The organism is Bacillus paralicheniformis (assembly GCF_001042485.2).
In the GTDB taxonomy this organism is placed as follows: Bacteria; Bacillota; Bacilli; order Bacillales; family Bacillaceae; genus Bacillus; species Bacillus paralicheniformis.
The window spans coordinates 151,459-169,136 of the sequence record NZ_LBMN02000012.1; the positions used below are offsets into that span (position 1 = coordinate 151,459).

The following is a 17,678-nucleotide window of genomic DNA, read 5'->3' on the forward strand; positions in this document are numbered from 1 at the left end:
CCGGAGAAGACTCCGTTACAAACGTCTAAAGCGATTTCATTTTGACCATAATGAAATAATCAGGGTGGCACCACGGTTCATTCGTCCCTTTTCTTTTAAGGGAAGAATGGGCCTTTTTATTTTGAAATGGAAAGAGGGATTCACATGAAAAAAACGATTTTTTCCGGTATCCAGCCGAGCGGCTCTGTCACCCTCGGCAACTATATCGGAGCGATGAAGCAGTTTGTCGACTTGCAGGATGACTACAACTGTTACTTCTGCATCGTCGATCAGCACGCGATCACAGTACCGCAGGACCGGCTCGCGCTGAGAAAGAACATCTGGAACCTTGCCGCGCTGTATTTGGCGATCGGCCTCGATCCGAAAAAAGCGACGCTGTTTATCCAATCGGAAGTGCCTGCACACGCCCAGGCGGGATGGATGCTTCAGTGTGTCGCCTACATCGGCGAGCTTGAGCGCATGACGCAGTACAAAGATAAATCAGCCGGAAAAGAAGCTGTCGTCTCCGGGCTTTTGACATATCCTCCATTAATGGCTGCGGACATTCTGCTTTATGGAACAGACGTCGTCCCTGTCGGAGAAGATCAGAAGCAGCATCTTGAATTAACCCGGAACTTGGCGGAGCGTTTCAATAAGAAATATAATGACATTTTTACGGTTCCGGAGGTTAAAATACCGAAGGTCGGCGCCCGCATTATGTCACTTGCCGACCCGCTCAAAAAGATGAGCAAATCAGATCCGAACCAAAAAGCGTTCATCACCCTGCTCGACGAACCAAAACAGCTTGAGAAAAAAATCAAAAGCGCTGTCACGGATTCCGACGGAATCGTCAAATATGATAAAGAAAACAAACCCGGTGTATCCAACCTTCTGACGATCTATTCGATTCTCGGACAAGCCTCAATCGAAGAGCTTGAAGCAAAATACGAAGGCAAAGGCTACGGCGAATTTAAATCAGACCTTGCCGAAGTCGTCATCGGCGCGCTGAAACCGATTCAAGACCGTTACCACGAATTGATCGAATCTGAAGAGCTGGACCGGATTTTGGACGAAGGCGCCGAACGCGCAAATCAAACAGCAAACAAGATGCTAAAAAAAATGGAAAACGCGATGGGACTCGGCCGAAAAAGACGCTGATCCAAAAACACCTTCCGATTGTACGATAATCGGAAGGTGTTTTTCATAGAGAACAGCCGCAGCTCCGCATTCACTTGCCTCCGGATCACGATATTTCTATAATAAATGATTCAAAACACATGTCTCCAGTCCTTCATTGACCGCTTTGTCAGAAAGACAGCTCATATTTTTTATTTTTCAATATAGAATTTTCGCTTTTACAAATAAAAAGACCGCCGTACTTCCGGCAGTCTTGATTCTTAATTTAGTTGACTTTAGACTCATTCTCAATTTCCCAAAGCTTTTCAAAAAACGGCTGTCCTTTAATCAAATTTTCACAAAAGTCCCTGTGTTTGTCTGACCATCCGTCGATCGTCTCATTGAAAAGCATGTCCCAGATTTCTTCAAATGTCATGCGCTTGATCTGTTCATACATATACGGATTCCATTCGGTGTACCAATAAGCGATCTCGGCCCGATTTTGGAGCCCTTTGAGCTGATCGAGCGCCATGAACAGCAGCTGTTTGAGCTGGCGTTCTTTTCTCGTTAATCCTCTGACATGCTCCGGTGATAAAGATAAAATGTGGTATTCTTTGGAAGATTGCAGCTTCTCTGGTGCAAACTCGTAAGTTTCCGCTTCAACGTCCTTCACCATTTCATAAACGAGCTGCTCCTGTCTCGGAATGAGGCGGCTTTTTCTTACCGGTATTGTGTAACCGGCCGTATCGACCGCGAGAATACCAATGCCGTCCGTTACGACGAAACAATGATCAAGCTGTGTCCGCTCATGATTTTTACGAATATACGCTTTTTGATGAACCTCGTTCAATAATTCGGCCGGAAGCTCTGACAAATCATTTTCTATGTAGTGAAACAAAACGGACGACACCCTTAACAAAGGCACCTGGTCAAGCAATTCAACACTGTCTTCCTTCCGCCATTCATGAAAGTGGCAGACGTTGTAGCCATTTTCTTCTCCCTCAAACCAATTCACCCACACATCATGAAGAAACAACATTTCTAACCCCTCACTTTTAATAAAAACTGTTGTCCACAGTATAGGCAAGGGGGCAGGAATTTATTCCAAGCGGATGAGATTATGGCAATCGCCGTTAAAAAAAAGCCAAGGGCGGCAATCCCTCAGCTTTTTATTTCATATTCTTCGGATCAAGCGTATCGCGGAGTCCAGACAATGGGCAAAATCATGATGACTGAATGAAGCAATTCACACATTATTTATTCAACACGTTTGTAAAAAAGCTGTATTCTTTAGCGTTTATTTTTTCTGATGAAGGAATTGATCTTAAAGAAGACTGAAACACCCAATAAACAGATACAAACAGCATGGCAATTCCTCCTATAAAGAAAACCTTATCGCTGCCGATCAATGACGCGGTAAACCCTCCCAGCAAAGATCCAAAAGGAGCTGCTATGCTTGTCAAACTTGCGATAAAAGAAAAAACTCTCCCTATAAACTCTTCCGGCAGTATGCTTTGCAAAATGGACATGAAAATGACGTTTGTCACGCCGATGGATATTTGAGACAAACCAAATAAAATAATCGATATGTATGAAGAGGTGGCGATCGCCGAAATACTCCATAAAACCCCTGAAATGAAAAATCCGTATATCGTAAGTGATCCTATCGCGAATCGGCCAAACACTGTTGCGAATATTGAACCTAACAGTAAACCGCATGACATGGAAGCCAAATAATATCCATAGTATTCTTCTCCTCCTCTAATCGAAGAGAAGCTTGGCAAAATCACAATCGTCGCACTAAGCATGAAGTTAGAAATCATCGAGCCCAAGAGGATTTTTGGAATGAGGGAATGACGAATGAGTGTAAATCCCTCTTTTATATCCGTTGTATAATTGTGTATGACTTTTTTGAAGTGGAATCGGGGCTTATGTTCTATCTCATTTTTTTGTTCTAATTTTACGCACTTAAAAAACAGCGCCGCTAACAAAAAAGTGAAAGAGTCAACTAAGTATATGCTTATAGCTCCTGCCGAAGCAATCACAATACCTGCAATACCAGTAAATATAATATCTGTACCTTGATATGAAAATGACATAAGTGAGTTTGCTTTAACTAGATCTTGACTTTTGATTATTTTAGGCAGTGCGGCAGATTGCGCAGGATAAGTAAATTGCTCAATGAATACGATAAGAGGCATAATCATCATGATGATCCAAATGTTCAAATATCCAATGAAATAAAAAAGCGGAATAATCAACACCAAAATAGCTTGGATGAGTTGACTCCAAACCAAAACTTTATTTAATCTGACTTTATCAACAATCGGACCTGTTAAAAATTGCAAAACAGTTGGGAACATCGTCAAAAAACCAGCTAATCCGGAATAAAATGTACTTTTTGATAAATCAAACACAAGCCACATTGCCGCAACTGTATACATACTGTCCCCAATATTGGTTACCAAACGCCCTAATATCAAAAATAAAAAGTTTTTATTTTTCAATACGCTTAACATCGTTAAAACCTCTATTCATTTAACAAAGCGATTTATTTTTTTGCTACAGCACCCATTTGTTCATCTAACAGTTCCAAAAGATCTTCAGGAGTTGGAAGACCTGCTTCTGTTTGAACAAAGTGAGATACCAAAGATTTACGAATGATATTCCCTTTGGTACCTCATTTATGAAAGTGTTCTTTATCGACTAACAGGAAACATTCGTTCAATGTCCACTACATACATTCATTGAAACTAAATCTATTGACCTTCCATTTTGTTAAAATATTTCCTCTGTAATACACTGCATAAATCATTTAATATTCTTCGGATCAAGCGCATCGCGGAGTCCGTCGCCTAAGAAGTTAAAGCACAGCACAGTGAGCAGGATCATCAGGCCCGGGAACAGCGGATACCACCACGCCTGGATCATGATCGTAAAGTTCTGTGCATCCTGAAGCATGTTTCCCCAGCTTGCCATCGGCGGCTGAACCCCGAATCCAAGATAGCTTAATGCCGATTCCGCAAGGATTACGGTACCGACGGAAAGCGTCGCGGCAACGATAATCGGCCCCATCGCATTCGGAAGGATATGAGAAAAAATGATTTTGTAATTTCTTGTACCGATCGTTTTCGCCGCCAAGACGAACTCCCTCGACCTCAAGGACAAAAACTCGCTCCGGACAAGGCGCGCTGTCGTCGTCCATCTCGTCAAGGCGAATATTAAAATCAGTTTATCTATGCCCGGCTGGAAGATGGTGACCAGCGTGATTAACAGAAAGATGTCGGGTATGGATAATACAATATCCACCAGTCTCATCATAATAGCGTCGATTATTCCGCCAAAGTAGCCGGCGATTGCGCCGACCACCGTACCTATCGTAATCGATCCAAGTACAGAGGCAAAGCCTACAAGTAAAGAAACCCGAGCCCCATAAAGTAAACGGCTGAAAATATCTCGGCCAAACTTGTCTGTTCCCATTAGATGTTCACCACTTGGCGGTTTTAGCTTATTCAGAAGGTTTTGCTGTTCCGGCGGGTATGGAGCGATCACCGGAGCAAAAATCGCTGATAGGATAATAATAAATAATAAAACTCCTCCAATTACCGCCAGCTTGTTTTTATAAAACTTTTCAAAAAAGATTTTTGTCATTGTCTCGGGCTTTGGTGCGACATTTTCCTGCAATGTGATCTCCGGCGAAGGTGTCGATGGATTTGTCTGTGTCATGAATCAATTCCCTCCTTCATTAATACTCAATCCGCGGATCGACCATTGCATAAAGAATATCCGCAACTAAATTCCCAATGACAACAAGTGTGGCTGAAATAACCGTCATTGCCATAATGACAGGATAGTCCCTCTGGAAAGCAGAGTCGACAAACAGCTTTCCAAGTCCTGGCCAACTGAAAATCTGTTCAGTAACGACAGCTCCGCCGATGAAAGAAGGAATCATCAGACCAAAGATCGTAATAACCGGAAGCAAACCATTTCGAAGCCCATGCTTGTACACGACACGATTTTCTTTAAAACCCTTTGCTCTCGCTGTCCGCATGTAGTCTTGCCTGAGCACATCAAGCATGCTCGATCTCGTGTAGCGGGTGAGTCCCGCCATATCTGCGGTCGCCAGGACGAATGCAGGCAAAATTAGATGATGAATGCGATCCCATAAACTAAAATCGGCATTCAGAGTCATAACGCCCCCGGTTGGAAACCATCCTAAATTAACAGCAAGAAACATGATTAGAATCAGTCCAAGCCAAAAATTTGGGACAGCAAGACCGATAAATGATGTGAATGTGATGCCATAATCCAATTTAGAATATGGCCGCCTAGCTGAAAGCACTCCAAGCGGGATCGATATGAGGAGAGCCAAAATGGTTGAAACGAGCATTAACAATAACGTATTCGGCAGCCTCGCCATAATCAAATCAGTCACTGGCGTTCCTTTTCTAACGATTGAAGTACCGAAGTCACCTTGAACCATATTTCCGAGCCACTTTAAATATTGAACGTGTTCAGGTTCATCCAACCCGTATTTTTCAATGAATTTTTCACGGTCTCCCGCGCTGATGGTCGGATCCATCATCAATGCCATTGGATCTCCCGGCGCTGCTTTCATAATCGCAAATGACAAAATTGTAATACCAAATAATATTGGAATCGACATGAGCGTCCTTCGAATGATATATGTAATCATTTTTTATCCCCTTTTTTAAAAGTCATTAAGAAGGAAGGGAAGGAAGCTGCAAGCTACACTTCCCTCAAGGGATTCTCGTTATTTTTGATCCAGCCACCAGTCTTCGGCTTTATAGAAATCTTCTTTCGGATGGAATACGTAGCCTTTCATATTTTTAGGCATCGCTCTATGGTAATTCGTATAATACAAGAATGTATACGGCTGATCTTCCGCCAGAATTTCGTAAATATCTTCATACGCCTTTTTATATTCTTCACGGTCCTTCAACGTTTTAGCTTCATCCAGCAGTTTATCAAGCTTTTCATTTTGATACCAAACATAGTTTAGTCCTTTTTCAGCTTCTTTCGAATGGAAAATGTTGCTCTGATCAGGGAACGTAGCAAGGCTCCAGCCCATGATCATCGCATCAAAATCCCAATTCGGCGGGTTCATTTGTTCAATTAAAGCACTCCATTCAACAATCTGCGGTTTTGCTTGAATCCCAATTTCTTTTAATTGCTGCTGAACAACAACCGCGAGGTCTTCCCGTGTTTTGTTTCCTTGGTTCGTTTTAATAACGAAAGAAAACTTTTTGCCGTCCTTATCTAAAATCCCATCACCATCTGAGTCTGTCCATCCTGCTTCTTTGAGCAGTTTTTTTGCTTTCTCTGGATCGTATTCAAACGTTTTAAACTTATCTTTGTTATCCGGGTAGTTCCATGAAAGCGGGCTTTCCGGGATGTTCGCGATTTCCCCATCTCCATCTAGAACTTGGTCAACGAGCGCCTGGCGGTCAAGCGCATGTGTCAGCGCTTGGCGAACCTTTTTATCCTTAAACAGCTCATTTCTTTCGTTCCAGCCGATATACGTATAATTCAAACCTAAATCGGTTTCCATCTTCACATTGTTAAATTTCTCGGCCGTTTTATAGTCTGGTCCTGGTGTAACGACCAAGTAATCGACATCTCCAGCTTGCAGCTGTGACAGCGCTGCATTTGAATCCGGAATAATTTTATACGTGATCGAATCTAAATGAGGACGCCCGGCATAATAATCATCAAAAGCCTCAACCTTTACATATTGTCCTTCTTTCCATTCTTTAAATTTAAACGGTCCTGTTCCAATCGGATTCTTTCGATTGAATTCGTGTTCACCGAGTTTGCTGATTGGGACATCTTTTAAAATGTGCTTAGGCAGAATACCGTAACTGGCAAGTGTAACATTGTAAAAATACGGATCCTGCTTCTTTAATTTAAACTGCACTTCATATTTACCTTTTTTCGTGACAGACTCTATCATTTTAAAGTTTGAGCCGCGTTCTCCAACGTATTCATCACTCATCGGAATGCTGTAAGTAAAAACGACATCGTCGGCTGTCATTTCTTCACCGTCGTGAAACTTGACACCTTCTTTTAGCTTCACATCGAATGTTAACCCATCCTCCGATTCCTTTACTTCATCAGCGAGTTGGTTTTCCACTTCAAGTTTCTCATTAACGTCTAACAAAGTGTTGTAGATCAGTCTTTCAATATCTGAACTTGCTGTATCAGTTGAATACAGTGAATTAAACAGCGTCGGTTCACCTGTGGATCCAGCAATCAGATCTCCGCCCTGCTGCGGCTTCCCGTCAGATTTGCCTTCTTTTTCATCCCCTCCGACTTCGCCGCTGTTGCAGGCCGTTAGAAAAATCGATAAGATCAGCAGCAAGCTTAAAATTGAAAATCCTGTTTTGCGTTTATTCATTTTATGAATTCCCCCTTATTAAACTGTTGTCCTTCTTTCCACCCGATTGACCCCCGTTTTTTAAAGAAGACATTCCCCCTCTCAAGGATTTAATATGTGACGGCCTTCCCCTTTATTCGTAAAGGTGACATGCCACGAAATGGTTTGTTTTCACTTCCTTGAAAGCAGGTTCGGCTTCCGCGCAAATCGCTTTTGCGGCCGGACACCTCGTATGAAAGACACAGCCTTTCGGAGGGTTGGCGGGACTCGGCAGCTCGCCTTTTAAAACGATTCGCTCCCGCTTTGTTCCGCCTTTCTTCCTAGTGACGGGAACGGCGGACAGAAGCGCCTGCGTGTATGGATGAAGCGGGTTGCCGTACAGCTCATGCTTGTCTGTCAGCTCCATCATTTTGCCGAGATACATGACGCCGACCCTGTCGCTGATATGGCGGACGACGCTCAAGTCATGGGAAATGAACAAATATGTCAGATTGAATTCTTCCTGAAGCTCTTCCATCAGGTTGATCACTTGAGCCTGGATTGACACGTCCAATGCGGATACCGGTTCATCGGCGATAATAAGCTCCGGATTTAAAGCCAGCGCCCGCGCGATTCCGATCCGCTGGCGCTGCCCTCCGGAAAATTCGTGGGGATAGCGGTTCGCAAACGACGGGTGCAGCCCGACCTTAGCCAAAAGCTCTTCGGCTTTTTCGTTGCGCTCTTTGAAATTGTACATATGATGCGTGTTGAAGGGTTCTTTGATGATGGAACGCAGCGTTTTTCTCGGGTTCAGTGAGGCAAACGGATCTTGGAAAACCATCTGGATGTTTTTGCGGACGCTCTTTCTCAATGCTTCTTCCGACAAACTTGAAATGTCGCGGCCTTTGTAAAAGATCTGTCCTGTCGTCGGTTTATAAAGGCGGATCATCGTCCGTCCGGCGGTCGACTTTCCGCAGCCCGATTCACCGACAATGCCGAGCGTTTCGCCGCGTTTAAGCGAAAAGCTGATGCCGTCCACCGCTTTGACGTCGCCGATTTTTTTCTGAAATATCCCTGAGCGGATCGGAAAGTACTTTTTGACATCTTTCAGCTCCAGAAGGGATTCTTGCGGATTCATTTCCTCTCCGGGCTGTAATCGTTCAGCTGATGAAGTCATCCCTTATTCTCCCTCCTCATATAAAAAACATCTGACAGACCGGCCGTCCGGACGCGTCTTCAAGTCCGGCTGCGCGCCCCAGCATTTGTCGCCCGCACTCGGACACCTTGGAGCAAACCGGCAGCCGGCCGGAAGGTTGTCAGGTGTCGGCACATTTCCTTTAATGGCTGTTAATTTTTCAATGGAGCCTTCAATAACAGGGATGGAGTTTAACAGTCCTTTTGTGTAGGGATGCAGGGGTTCATCGAATAGTTCATCTACTGTGGCATTTTCAACAACTTGTCCGCAATACATGACGATCACGCGGTCCGCAATTTCGGACACAACGCCGAGATCGTGGGTAATGAGAAGTATGGAGGTATCGAATTTGTCGCATAGGTCTTTCATCAGTTCCAGCACTTGCGCTTGAATGGTGACGTCAAGCGCTGTAGTCGGTTCATCCGCGATGAGCAGCTTCGGATTGCAGCTTAAGGCAATGGCGATCATCACCCTCTGCCTCATGCCGCCCGACAGGCGGTGCGGATATTCTTTCATCAGCTCGCCTGCCCTCGAAAATCCGACAAGCTTTAATAATTCTACCGCTTTTTTGGCAGCTTCTTTTTTCGATAGCTTTTTATGATAGATCAGCACCTCTGTGATTTGTTCGCCGATCGTCAAAACCGGATTGAGCGAGGTCATCGGCTCCTGAAAAATCATCGAGATTTCATTTCCGCGGATCTTGCATAAATCTTGTTCTTTGTATGTAACGAGATCCCGTCCTTCGAGCTTGATGGAACCGTTCATGATCTTTCCGCCCGAGCCCTCGACGAGTCCCATGATTGACAGAGACGTGATGCTTTTACCGGATCCCGATTCACCGACCAGCGCCACGGTTTCTCCTTTTTTGATTGAAAAATCGACGCCGTCCACTGCGGGTATCGGCTGTTTTTTTCTGAAAAAATAAGTTTTTAAGTCATTGACTTCCAGCAATGCGCTCATCCAGATTCCCCTTCCATAGACCAGAAGTTAAATATTACGAAAAACTAATATATTACTTTTTTAGAATTTTCTTAATATGACTGAATTATCTTAAAATTTTATAGTTGTATATTATTACATAATCATTACAAAAGCAAGGAGTTTTTTTATTTTTTGTAATAATATTAATTTAATCCCATAATTTTAGTATTTTAAAGCGATAGCTTTATAAAGTCTTCTGACGGGAAGGATAAAATGTCGGCAACCTTCAAATTTCGAGCCGATAAATATTTTTTTACAATACTGTAACCGACAGCATATCCGAGCATGTCGGGGTAATGCCCTTTTCCAAATAAAATATTGGAGAATAGTCGGCTATCATGTCGGCGCAGCTCGAAATGAGGCTTTACGAACCGATCCTGAAAATGACGAAGCTGTTTTTCGGAGTAATATGACGTCCATGCAGCTGTTTCGGCTTCCCCCAACCGTTCGAAAACGGCATATTCCGCGATGCCTTCGAGAATGATTGTATCAAGCAGCGTCATCTTTTTTTCTTCTTTCGGCATATTTTCTAACCGGCAAACGTGATTATATTCGTGTGTCATGATCGCAGAAATCGATGAACGGGGAAGATCGGCCGATAAAAACAAAAATAATTTGTCGCTGAACGCAAGGCCTGATTTCGAGCCGAATTCGACGCGGATTTTGCGGTTTCTTTCATCGACCGGCAGGATGAAAATCGGAACATCCGGCCCATTCCATCTTTTGCAGAGCAGCTGTTCTTCCCGTCTGACATGCTGAAATACGCTGTTTTTCTTAAGCTGCTTCATCGTACGCTCGCCGTCCGTCCACGAACGGAACATGCCGTGGGTCTGCAGGTGGCTGACAATCGCCGCCGCATCCGCTTTTGAAGCGCCTTTAAAATACGGCAGGAGAAAGCTTGACAATTCCCGCACGGATGAAGCCTGTTCAAGCCATTCATACGTGCTTGCTATACTCATTTAGATCACACTCCTTTTTCATCTGTATGGTATGCACGCTAAAAAAAACGGCCACCATCTAAAATGGCAGCCGTTTATATTGCGGTTATTCATATTTTTTGAAAATCAGCGTTGCGTTGTGTCCGCCGAAACCGAGCGAGTTGCTGAGCACAACATTTACGTCCTGGCGGCGGGCTTGATCCGGTACATAGTCCAGATCGCAATCTTCATCAGGCGTTTCGATATTGATTGTCGGAGGAATGATGCCTTCCTTAATGGCAAGGACGGAGAAAATCGCTTCGATGCCTCCGGCAGCCCCGAGCAAGTGCCCTGTCATCGATTTTGTCGAGCTGACGGCAAGCTTGTAGGCATGCTCTCCGAACACTTCTTTAATGGCGATCGTTTCAAATTTATCATTGTACGGCGTGCTTGTTCCGTGCGCATTGATATAATCAATGCTATCAGGAGACAGACCCGCATCTTTGATCGCTTCTTTCATGGCTCTGACGCCGCCTTCCCCATTTGGCGCAGGGGCCGTGATATGATAGGCGTCTCCCGTTGATCCGTAGCCGACCACTTCCGCATAGATTGTCGCTCCGCGGTTTAACGCATGCTCAAGCTCCTCAAGAACGACGATTCCCGCTCCTTCTCCCATGACGAAGCCGTCGCGGTTTTTGTCAAACGGGCGGCTTGCCGTTTTCGGATCCGGATTAGTGGAGAGCGCTTTATTGGCGGAAAAGCCGGCAAACGACATTCTTGTAAGCGGGGCTTCCGTTCCTCCGGAGATCATGACATCTGCATCGCCGCGCTGAATGACTTTAAAGGCGTCGCCGATTGAGTTCGTACCCGTCGCGCAAGCCGTCACCGTACAAGAGTTGACACCTTTTGCACCGAGAGAAATCGAAATCTGGCCGGTCGCCATGTCAGGAATCATCATCGGTACAAAGAACGGGCTGACGCGCCGCGGTCCTTTTGTTAAAAATGTTTCGAACTGCTGTTCAAGCGTTTCAAGGCCGCCGATCCCGGAACCGACCCAGACGCCGACCCGGTCTGCGTTGCTCTCATTAATGTCGAGCCCCGCGTCTTCCACGGCCATTTTCGCCGACACAACGGCATATTGTGTGAAGCGGTCCATTTTTCTTGCGTCTTTTTTATCCATGTAATCTTCTATCTTAAAATCTTTCAGTTCCGCGGCTACTTTAGCTGGATACTCGTCCGCGTTCACCCTTGTAATCGGGCCGATTCCGGAAACCCCGTTAACCGCGTTGTTCCAGCTCGTTTTGACGTCATTACCAAGAGGTGATAAAGCTCCTAATCCGGTAATGACTACTCTTTTACTATTCATAAGTTGCACCTCACCTTTCTTTTATCGGCCCCAGCGCATGGCGATGGCTCCCCATGTCAAACCTCCGCCGAAGCCGACCATCACAATGACGTCACCGTCTTTTATTTTACCAGCTTCAAGCTCTTCCACAAGAGAAATCGGAATAGAAGCAGCTGATGTGTTTCCGTATTTATGAACCGTTTTAGACATTTTTTCGACTGGAAGCTCCAAACGTTCGCGCGCCGCTTCCATGATCCGGATGTTGGCTTGATGCGGCACCAAAAAGTCGACATCCTCTTTGGATAATCCGGCTTTTTCAATGACATTCACACTGGATTCACCCATTTGGCGGACGGCAAACTTGAACACTTCTCTGCCATTCATGATTGTATGATCTTTTTCATCCAAGTACAAGTGCTTTCCGCCTCTGCCGTCTGCACCGAGCTCAAAAGACAAAATCCCTTTATCGTCGCTGACAGGCCCGACAACTGCGGCGCCCGCTCCGTCTCCGAACAGAACAGCGGTATTGCGGTCATCCCAGTCCGTAATGCCTGAAAGCTTTTCAACTCCGATGACAAGCACATGCTTATACGTCCCGGCTTCGATAAACTGTTTTCCAGTGACTAAACCGTACATAAAACCGGCGCACGCTGCGCTGATATCCATTGCACAGGCATTGAATGCACCGAGCTTTTCTTGAATCATGCAGGACACTGTCGGGAATGCCTGGTCAGGAGTAACGGTGGCGACGAGAATCATATCAAGATCTTCCGCCTCGATGTTTGCGTCTTCCATCGCTCTTCTAGCGGCGGCCACAGCCATGTCGGATGTTTTCTCATCTTCAGCTGCGATTCTTCTTTCTTCTATGCCTGTTCTTGTACGAATCCACTCGTCAGAAGTTTCAACCATTTTTTCCAAGTCGAAATTGGTCAGCACCTTTTCAGGGATGTACCGGCCGATTCCAATAATTCCAGCTTTCATAGGAAAGACTCCTTTATTCATGATTTTTTCCAACTAATGTTATGAGTTATTATTAGTATCTGGTACTAATCCTACCCTATTTTTTTTTAGTTGGCAATATATTCGTCTAATCTAGCAGATCAAAACATTCATATAGTAGTGATATATATGAAAAAGGAGGGATGAAGAGTGGCGAACGACGATTTTTTCACAAAAATGATGTTTGGCGCAAACGCACCCGGCAGGCATGAAGAGACGGAGACGGATGCGGAAGCGGAAACCGTCGAAGACGCTGAAGTATCCCAGGAAGCCGATTATATGCACGTGTTGAATCAGGTTGGAGAAATTATGGATTCGCTCGATGAGCTGAAGCCTGTGTTTAAAGAAATCGGCTCAATGGTCAGCGCTTTGAAAAATAAGATTTCCATATAAAAAAGCCACTTCTTCTGAAAAGTGGCTTTTTAAGCGTTTGCGGGCGTTTAAGTCAGGCGTCTGAACCAGCTTCCGCTTTACCGAGCTCGTAAGCCTCGGCCATCACTTTCGTAAACAAGTTCATGAATGGCTCAAGCATTTCCGGGGAAAGTTCGATTCCCGCTTTTTCCATCTCTGCTTTCGCTTCCGGAACGTATTTCATGGCAATTTGCAAAAATTCCATTGATTTTTCGTGCATCTTGATCACCTCAATGTTCGTTTGGCAGTTTGTTTGTTTTTTTGTATTCGTCAATCAGCCGATTCATCTTTTCTTGAAATGACTGATCGACAACAGGGCTGAATTCTCCCATTTCGATGACGCCGTCTTGAATGTCAAATGAGCGCTTGCCGCCTTTAAGCGTTCCTTTATTAAACTCGTCGGCGGTGAGTTCATAAGCGTCGTCTACATGCTGTATGGTGCTTGTCAAAACGACATTCTCACCCAATTCCGACTGGTCGCTTACATAGCCGATAGCGTACAGCCCGTCCTTTTTGATTTGTTCAATGACAGGGACATTATACCCGTCTCCGGCCGGATACACAACATCCGCGCCTGCCTTCTTCATTTTTTCATACAGTTTGACGGCATTTTCGCTGTCGTCCCACTGGCCGACATATTCTGTCATCACCTCAATGTCCGGATCGAGGTATTTAGCCCCTTCGGAAAATCCTTCTACTTCAGGCTGCCATTTATACGTTGCGAGCACGCCGATTTTCTTTGTTTTTGACTGATGGGCCGCCGTCATTCCGCCGAAGAACCCCATCGCTTCTCCTTCAAGCGATATGCTTGTCACATTTGGGTGATCGGCTTTCGAGTTCATTAAAACAAAATGAATATCAGGATAATCTTTGCATATCTCATTAAAGGCTTTTTCATATTCGCTTCCGTGCCCGTAGATGAGGTTGACGCCTTTTTTGTGAAAATCTTCTACAGCCATTTTAATGGCAGCGTCATTATCGATTCCCTCTTTATAATAGACGTCGACATTGTAGACGGATTGTATTCTTAATAATCCTTTATATCCTTTGGTTCCCCATACTTGGTCATTTATCGTATCAGGGACAAGCAAACCGACTTTTTCAATTTTCCCTTTCAGCGGCGATTGTCCGCAGCCGCTTAGCGCCAGGAGAATGAAAAAAATCGCGACAAGCCTGTACACCATGCCATGTTCAACTCCCTTTCGAAAAACAGCAATTCAAATCTATCTTTATTGTATCCTTTCAAGTGTAAATTAGGAAGATCTTTCTTATTTTTTGTCGAAAAATGTAGACATTTGTCTGATCCATTCTTCAATGATCTCATCGGCTTTATCGTATGGCGTCTTCTGTACAAACTGCAAATCTGAAAAATCTTTTTCAACAGCACAGGCAGCGGCTTGTGCTGCCGCGTCGTTCACAAAAAGCGCTCCGTCCCTGTTTTGTTTATCCTCTGCCCTGACGTCCCACGGACCGAACAGATCCGGAAGCACGATCAGTTCAACACCCTTTTCCTCCATGCCGGCGCGTAAATCCTCTTCGAATTGTTCCTGGTAGACAAACAGAATAACAGGCTTGTTTTCAACGCCTGCAGCCAGCGCTTCTTCCGGCACTGAGCCTGTGTATTGGATGAAGACTTGTTCGTACGGGGCTTCAAGCTCTTTTTCGATGAGACGGAAATGCTCGTTTCTTCCCAGCCACATCAGCCGCTCTTCGAGGTACATCAGCTTTTTTTCGTCGCTTGTCTGTTCCAGCTTTACATCTATGTCAACACCCTCTTCAAGTAGATGTTCACAAAATGAAAGGCCGAAGAACTCATCTGCTCCATATACAAGTGCCGGCTTCATTCGATGGACCACCTTTCGTTTCAGCTTTTTTAACCAAGCAAAAAACAGCCCTTTTCATCATTTTCGGGCTGCTATTATTCTATTCTCTATAAGACTTTTTCATGCGTTTTGAAAAAGTTCGCGATTGCTGAATGAATGCGCTGAGGATGTTCGGACAGGTGCAAGGTAAGCCCCACGCTGTGACGGCCTTTAAGCTGGCGCTCCTCAAACGTTTTGGCATGGATCATATACGGATACGGTGAGCCGTTCAGTCTTTGCCAAATATGAACGGGTACGAGATTGTGGTAAGGGGATATGCTTTTGAACGGATAATCGGCTGCCTTCCGCTCCGTAATTCCGTAGCTTTCGGCAATTTCTTTAATAAACTGTTTGTAGAAAAACTTGTTTTCTTTTTCTCGTTTATGATGAGCCTGAAGATCGAGGCAAGGATTAACCATCGCTGCAGAACGTATTTGGTTCGGGATCGAGCGAAGGAGCTCATCTGCAATGAGGGCCCCTGTGCCTTCCGCCAATAAATGAATTTTTTCATTTAAAATCTCTTGTTTGAACACGTAATGAATCAGCTGTTTGGCGTATGCAACCGCTTTTTCGGAGCCCCAGTGCCTGCCGAACAAATTGCTGTTTACCAGGGTATAGCCTTTGTTTCTCAGGCTCGTTAGAAGCTGATTTCTTCCGTAATGCTGAAGCCAGAAGCTCGAATCTTCCCCGACAAAATGGTTCCGGTCGCCGAAAATGAACACCAGAAAACCGTTCGGCTTGTACGGAAGATGAACCACGTTCCATTCTGAATCCATTTGAAAAAAACGTTCGGTTATTTTCATCACTTGCCTGCCTCCTTCCTGCCGTAATCTGCTCATTATTTTATGTCGTACGTGCAGCAAACGAATAAGGAAAAGTCCCAGTCTTCATGATGAAAAGTAAACTTTAATGAAATACCCTTTCTGATATTTCTGAAAACAGAGTTGAAAGCCCTGTCTTGTTCACTAAAATGTCTTTTCCAGCTGGCTATGTATATGGTATGATAAGTTTTAGAATTGAATGAGAAGGACGAGGTGGGAAACGTGCGATTTGTGGTCGCTTTTTTCTGGACATTTCTTTTGACGCAGATGGCCTGCTATATTGTCGGCGCCATGAACGGTGCTGGGTATGACCTTCAAACCAGTGTCATTATGGGCTTTATCATCACCGCAGCCGTTATTGTTCTTGGAGAAATTATGCCTGTTAAACAGGATGCAAGTCAACATTAAAACCCCGGCTTTTGAAAGCGGGGTTTTTTGCTTTAGATAGACAGCCGTCCGACGGCTGTTTTTTTAAGGCTTTCTTTTATATGTCCAGAGCCGGTTATGGTTGGAGGTTTCAGGGAAGAACTCGCCGGCGCTCAATTTGATTTGTTGAGGGTTCTGAACCATGCTTCCCGTTTCGCCGATCTCCACATACACTCCATTATTGGGCGCTTTTTGGCCCGGCCGGAATTGACGCTGCTGTCCCATTTGCTTCACTCCCTTTTATTATTAGATTGCCCCACTCTCCCAAAAAACATGTCGATTTTATCTTTACATCTGTTTGCTTTGTATAGTTTAATGAGAAAAGTGTTCCGAAAATTAAAACGAACCGCCCGTTCATTCCGTCTTTTAAAAGGGCGTCACAACTTGTGGGAAACGGAGGAGTATCATGGATTTTTTAATGTTGATCAAGTATATCCTTTTAGGGTTGCTTCAGGGACTCACAGAGCCGATTCCTGTTTCTTCAAGCGGCCACTTGGTGCTGGCACAGCACTTTTTAGGCTTGAACATTGAAGGCTTCAGTTTTGAGCTTTTAATGAATGCCGGTTCTTTAATTGCCGTATTGCTCGTCTATAAAAACGATATTTTCAGGCTGGCGGTAAACGGACTGTCTTATGTCACATCAAAAAATGAAAAAGGAAAAGCGGACTTCAGGTTTATCATCTATCTGATCATCGCCACGATTCCTGCCGGTGTCATCGGTGTTTTATTTGATGATGAGATTTCGGCTTTCTTTAAAGACGGCGTCCGGATCACCGCGGTTACTTTGCTGATCACGGGTCTGGCATTGTTTCTCATTCGCAATTTGCGCGGCCGCAAAAACGACGGCGAAATCAGACTGAGAGACGCCGTGATCATCGGCTTGTCGCAAATGGTTGCACTTGTTCCCGGCATCAGCCGTTCGGGAGCGACGATCGTCCCTGCGATGGCGCTCGGCCTCAAATCTGAAACCGCGCTCAGGTTTTCATTTTTACTGTACATACCGGTCAGTCTTGGCGGGACCATTTTAAGCATTACCGATATTTTTCATGATCCGCGTTTAGGGGAGCTTTTCCTTCCTTATTTGTTTGCGTTCATCGCATCGATTATCGCTACATACTTTTCATTGCGCTGGTTCATGAATATTATGGCGAAAGGAAACTTGGTTTATTTCTCGATTTACTGCTTTGTCATCGGCATCGCCGTTTTGATATTCGCCTAAAAAAACAGCTGATCAATTGTGATCAGCTGTT

At 44.7% G+C, this 17,678-nt stretch carries 19 protein-coding genes and 1 other annotated feature (1 of these 20 running past the window's edge); of the genes, 4 read left to right on the forward strand and 15 right to left on the reverse strand.

All coding sequences use genetic code 11. The annotated features are described in order from the left end of the window. Positions 1-92, forward strand: a binding site (T-box leader); it begins 130 nt to the left of the window's first position. Between the two features lie 52 nt (positions 93-144). Further along, positions 145-1,137, forward strand: a complete 993-nt coding sequence (trpS, locus tag ACH97_RS09915) for a tryptophan--tRNA ligase (protein ID WP_048350051.1) — start codon at positions 145-147, stop codon at positions 1,135-1,137. Positions 1,138-1,381: 244 nt separating this feature from the next. Here trpS and ACH97_RS09920 read toward each other — a convergent pair whose 3' ends face one another. From ACH97_RS09920 to ACH97_RS09965, 10 genes are all read right to left on the reverse strand, one after another. Next, on the reverse strand, positions 1,382-2,134 hold the full coding sequence (locus ACH97_RS09920; protein ID WP_003180605.1) for a YjbA family protein: 753 nt from the start codon (positions 2,132-2,134) through the stop codon (positions 1,382-1,384). Between the two features lie 214 nt (positions 2,135-2,348). Then, positions 2,349-3,614, reverse strand: coding sequence for an MFS transporter (locus tag ACH97_RS09925; protein ID WP_011197766.1), 1,266 nt, complete (start codon positions 3,612-3,614; stop codon positions 2,349-2,351). Between the two features lie 292 nt (positions 3,615-3,906). After that, on the reverse strand, positions 3,907-4,821 hold the full coding sequence (gene opp4C, locus ACH97_RS09930; RefSeq protein WP_003180601.1) for an oligopeptide ABC transporter permease: 915 nt from the start codon (positions 4,819-4,821) through the stop codon (positions 3,907-3,909). A gap of 19 nt (positions 4,822-4,840) precedes the next feature. After that, positions 4,841-5,791, reverse strand: coding sequence for an ABC transporter permease (locus ACH97_RS09935; RefSeq protein WP_011197765.1), 951 nt, complete (start codon positions 5,789-5,791; stop codon positions 4,841-4,843). A 78-nt stretch (positions 5,792-5,869) separates the two neighbouring features. Further along, the gene (locus ACH97_RS09940; RefSeq protein WP_003180598.1) at positions 5,870-7,513 is read right to left on the reverse strand and encodes a peptide-binding protein; all 1,644 of its coding nucleotides are present in this window, start codon (positions 7,511-7,513) and stop codon (positions 5,870-5,872) included. A gap of 112 nt (positions 7,514-7,625) precedes the next feature. Beyond that, positions 7,626-8,609 (reverse strand): ABC transporter ATP-binding protein, encoded by a 984-nt coding sequence (locus ACH97_RS09945; RefSeq protein ID WP_173636676.1) that lies wholly within the window; start codon positions 8,607-8,609, stop codon positions 7,626-7,628. A 42-nt stretch (positions 8,610-8,651) separates the two neighbouring features. Continuing rightward, positions 8,652-9,626 carry an ABC transporter ATP-binding protein gene (locus ACH97_RS09950; RefSeq protein WP_003180594.1) on the reverse strand — a complete coding sequence of 325 codons (975 nt, stop codon included), beginning with the start codon at positions 9,624-9,626 and terminating at the stop codon, positions 8,652-8,654. A gap of 191 nt (positions 9,627-9,817) precedes the next feature. Further along, positions 9,818-10,606: a DUF2268 domain-containing putative Zn-dependent protease gene (locus tag ACH97_RS09955; protein ID WP_020450929.1), complete on the reverse strand. Its 789-nt coding sequence runs from the start codon at positions 10,604-10,606 to the stop codon at positions 9,818-9,820. A gap of 85 nt (positions 10,607-10,691) precedes the next feature. Next, the gene (gene fabF / locus ACH97_RS09960) at positions 10,692-11,930 is read right to left on the reverse strand and encodes a beta-ketoacyl-ACP synthase II (RefSeq protein ID WP_003180590.1); all 1,239 of its coding nucleotides are present in this window, start codon (positions 11,928-11,930) and stop codon (positions 10,692-10,694) included. 21 nt (positions 11,931-11,951) lie between these two features. After that, a complete protein-coding gene (locus ACH97_RS09965; protein ID WP_003180588.1) occupies positions 11,952-12,890 on the reverse strand; it encodes a beta-ketoacyl-ACP synthase III in 939 nt (312 codons plus the stop codon). Positions 12,891-13,058: 168 nt separating this feature from the next. On the opposite strand from ACH97_RS09965, the gene ACH97_RS09970 reads away from it, so the two are divergent. Further along, entirely contained in the window at positions 13,059-13,301 is a 243-nt protein-coding gene (locus ACH97_RS09970) for a hypothetical protein (RefSeq protein WP_020450928.1), read from the forward strand. A gap of 52 nt (positions 13,302-13,353) precedes the next feature. On the opposite strand, the gene ACH97_RS09975 is transcribed toward ACH97_RS09970, so the two are convergent. The 4 genes from ACH97_RS09975 to ACH97_RS09990 all read right to left on the reverse strand — a co-directional run bounded on the left by ACH97_RS09975 (position 13,354) and on the right by ACH97_RS09990 (position 15,984). Continuing rightward, entirely contained in the window at positions 13,354-13,539 is a 186-nt protein-coding gene (locus tag ACH97_RS09975; RefSeq protein ID WP_011197761.1) for a ComZ family protein, read from the reverse strand. 10 nt (positions 13,540-13,549) lie between these two features. Beyond that, a complete protein-coding gene (locus ACH97_RS09980; protein ID WP_020450927.1) occupies positions 13,550-14,503 on the reverse strand; it encodes a BMP family ABC transporter substrate-binding protein in 954 nt (317 codons plus the stop codon). An 84-nt stretch (positions 14,504-14,587) separates the two neighbouring features. After that, the gene (locus tag ACH97_RS09985) at positions 14,588-15,163 is read right to left on the reverse strand and encodes a hypothetical protein (protein WP_003180580.1); all 576 of its coding nucleotides are present in this window, start codon (positions 15,161-15,163) and stop codon (positions 14,588-14,590) included. A gap of 86 nt (positions 15,164-15,249) precedes the next feature. After that, a complete protein-coding gene (locus tag ACH97_RS09990) occupies positions 15,250-15,984 on the reverse strand; it encodes a hypothetical protein (protein WP_020450926.1) in 735 nt (244 codons plus the stop codon). Between the two features lie 231 nt (positions 15,985-16,215). Here ACH97_RS09990 and ACH97_RS09995 point away from each other — a divergent pair, with 231 nt between their 5' ends. Next, positions 16,216-16,410, forward strand: a complete 195-nt coding sequence (locus tag ACH97_RS09995) for a YjzD family protein (protein WP_009328851.1) — start codon at positions 16,216-16,218, stop codon at positions 16,408-16,410. Between the two features lie 63 nt (positions 16,411-16,473). On the opposite strand, the gene ACH97_RS10000 is transcribed toward ACH97_RS09995, so the two are convergent. After that, on the reverse strand, positions 16,474-16,653 hold the full coding sequence (locus ACH97_RS10000; RefSeq protein ID WP_003180573.1) for a YjzC family protein: 180 nt from the start codon (positions 16,651-16,653) through the stop codon (positions 16,474-16,476). Positions 16,654-16,834: 181 nt separating this feature from the next. Between ACH97_RS10000 and ACH97_RS10005 the strand changes: the two genes are divergently transcribed. Further along, positions 16,835-17,647, forward strand: a complete 813-nt coding sequence (locus ACH97_RS10005) for an undecaprenyl-diphosphate phosphatase (protein ID WP_020450925.1) — start codon at positions 16,835-16,837, stop codon at positions 17,645-17,647. The last annotated feature ends 31 nt before the right edge of the window (positions 17,648-17,678 follow it).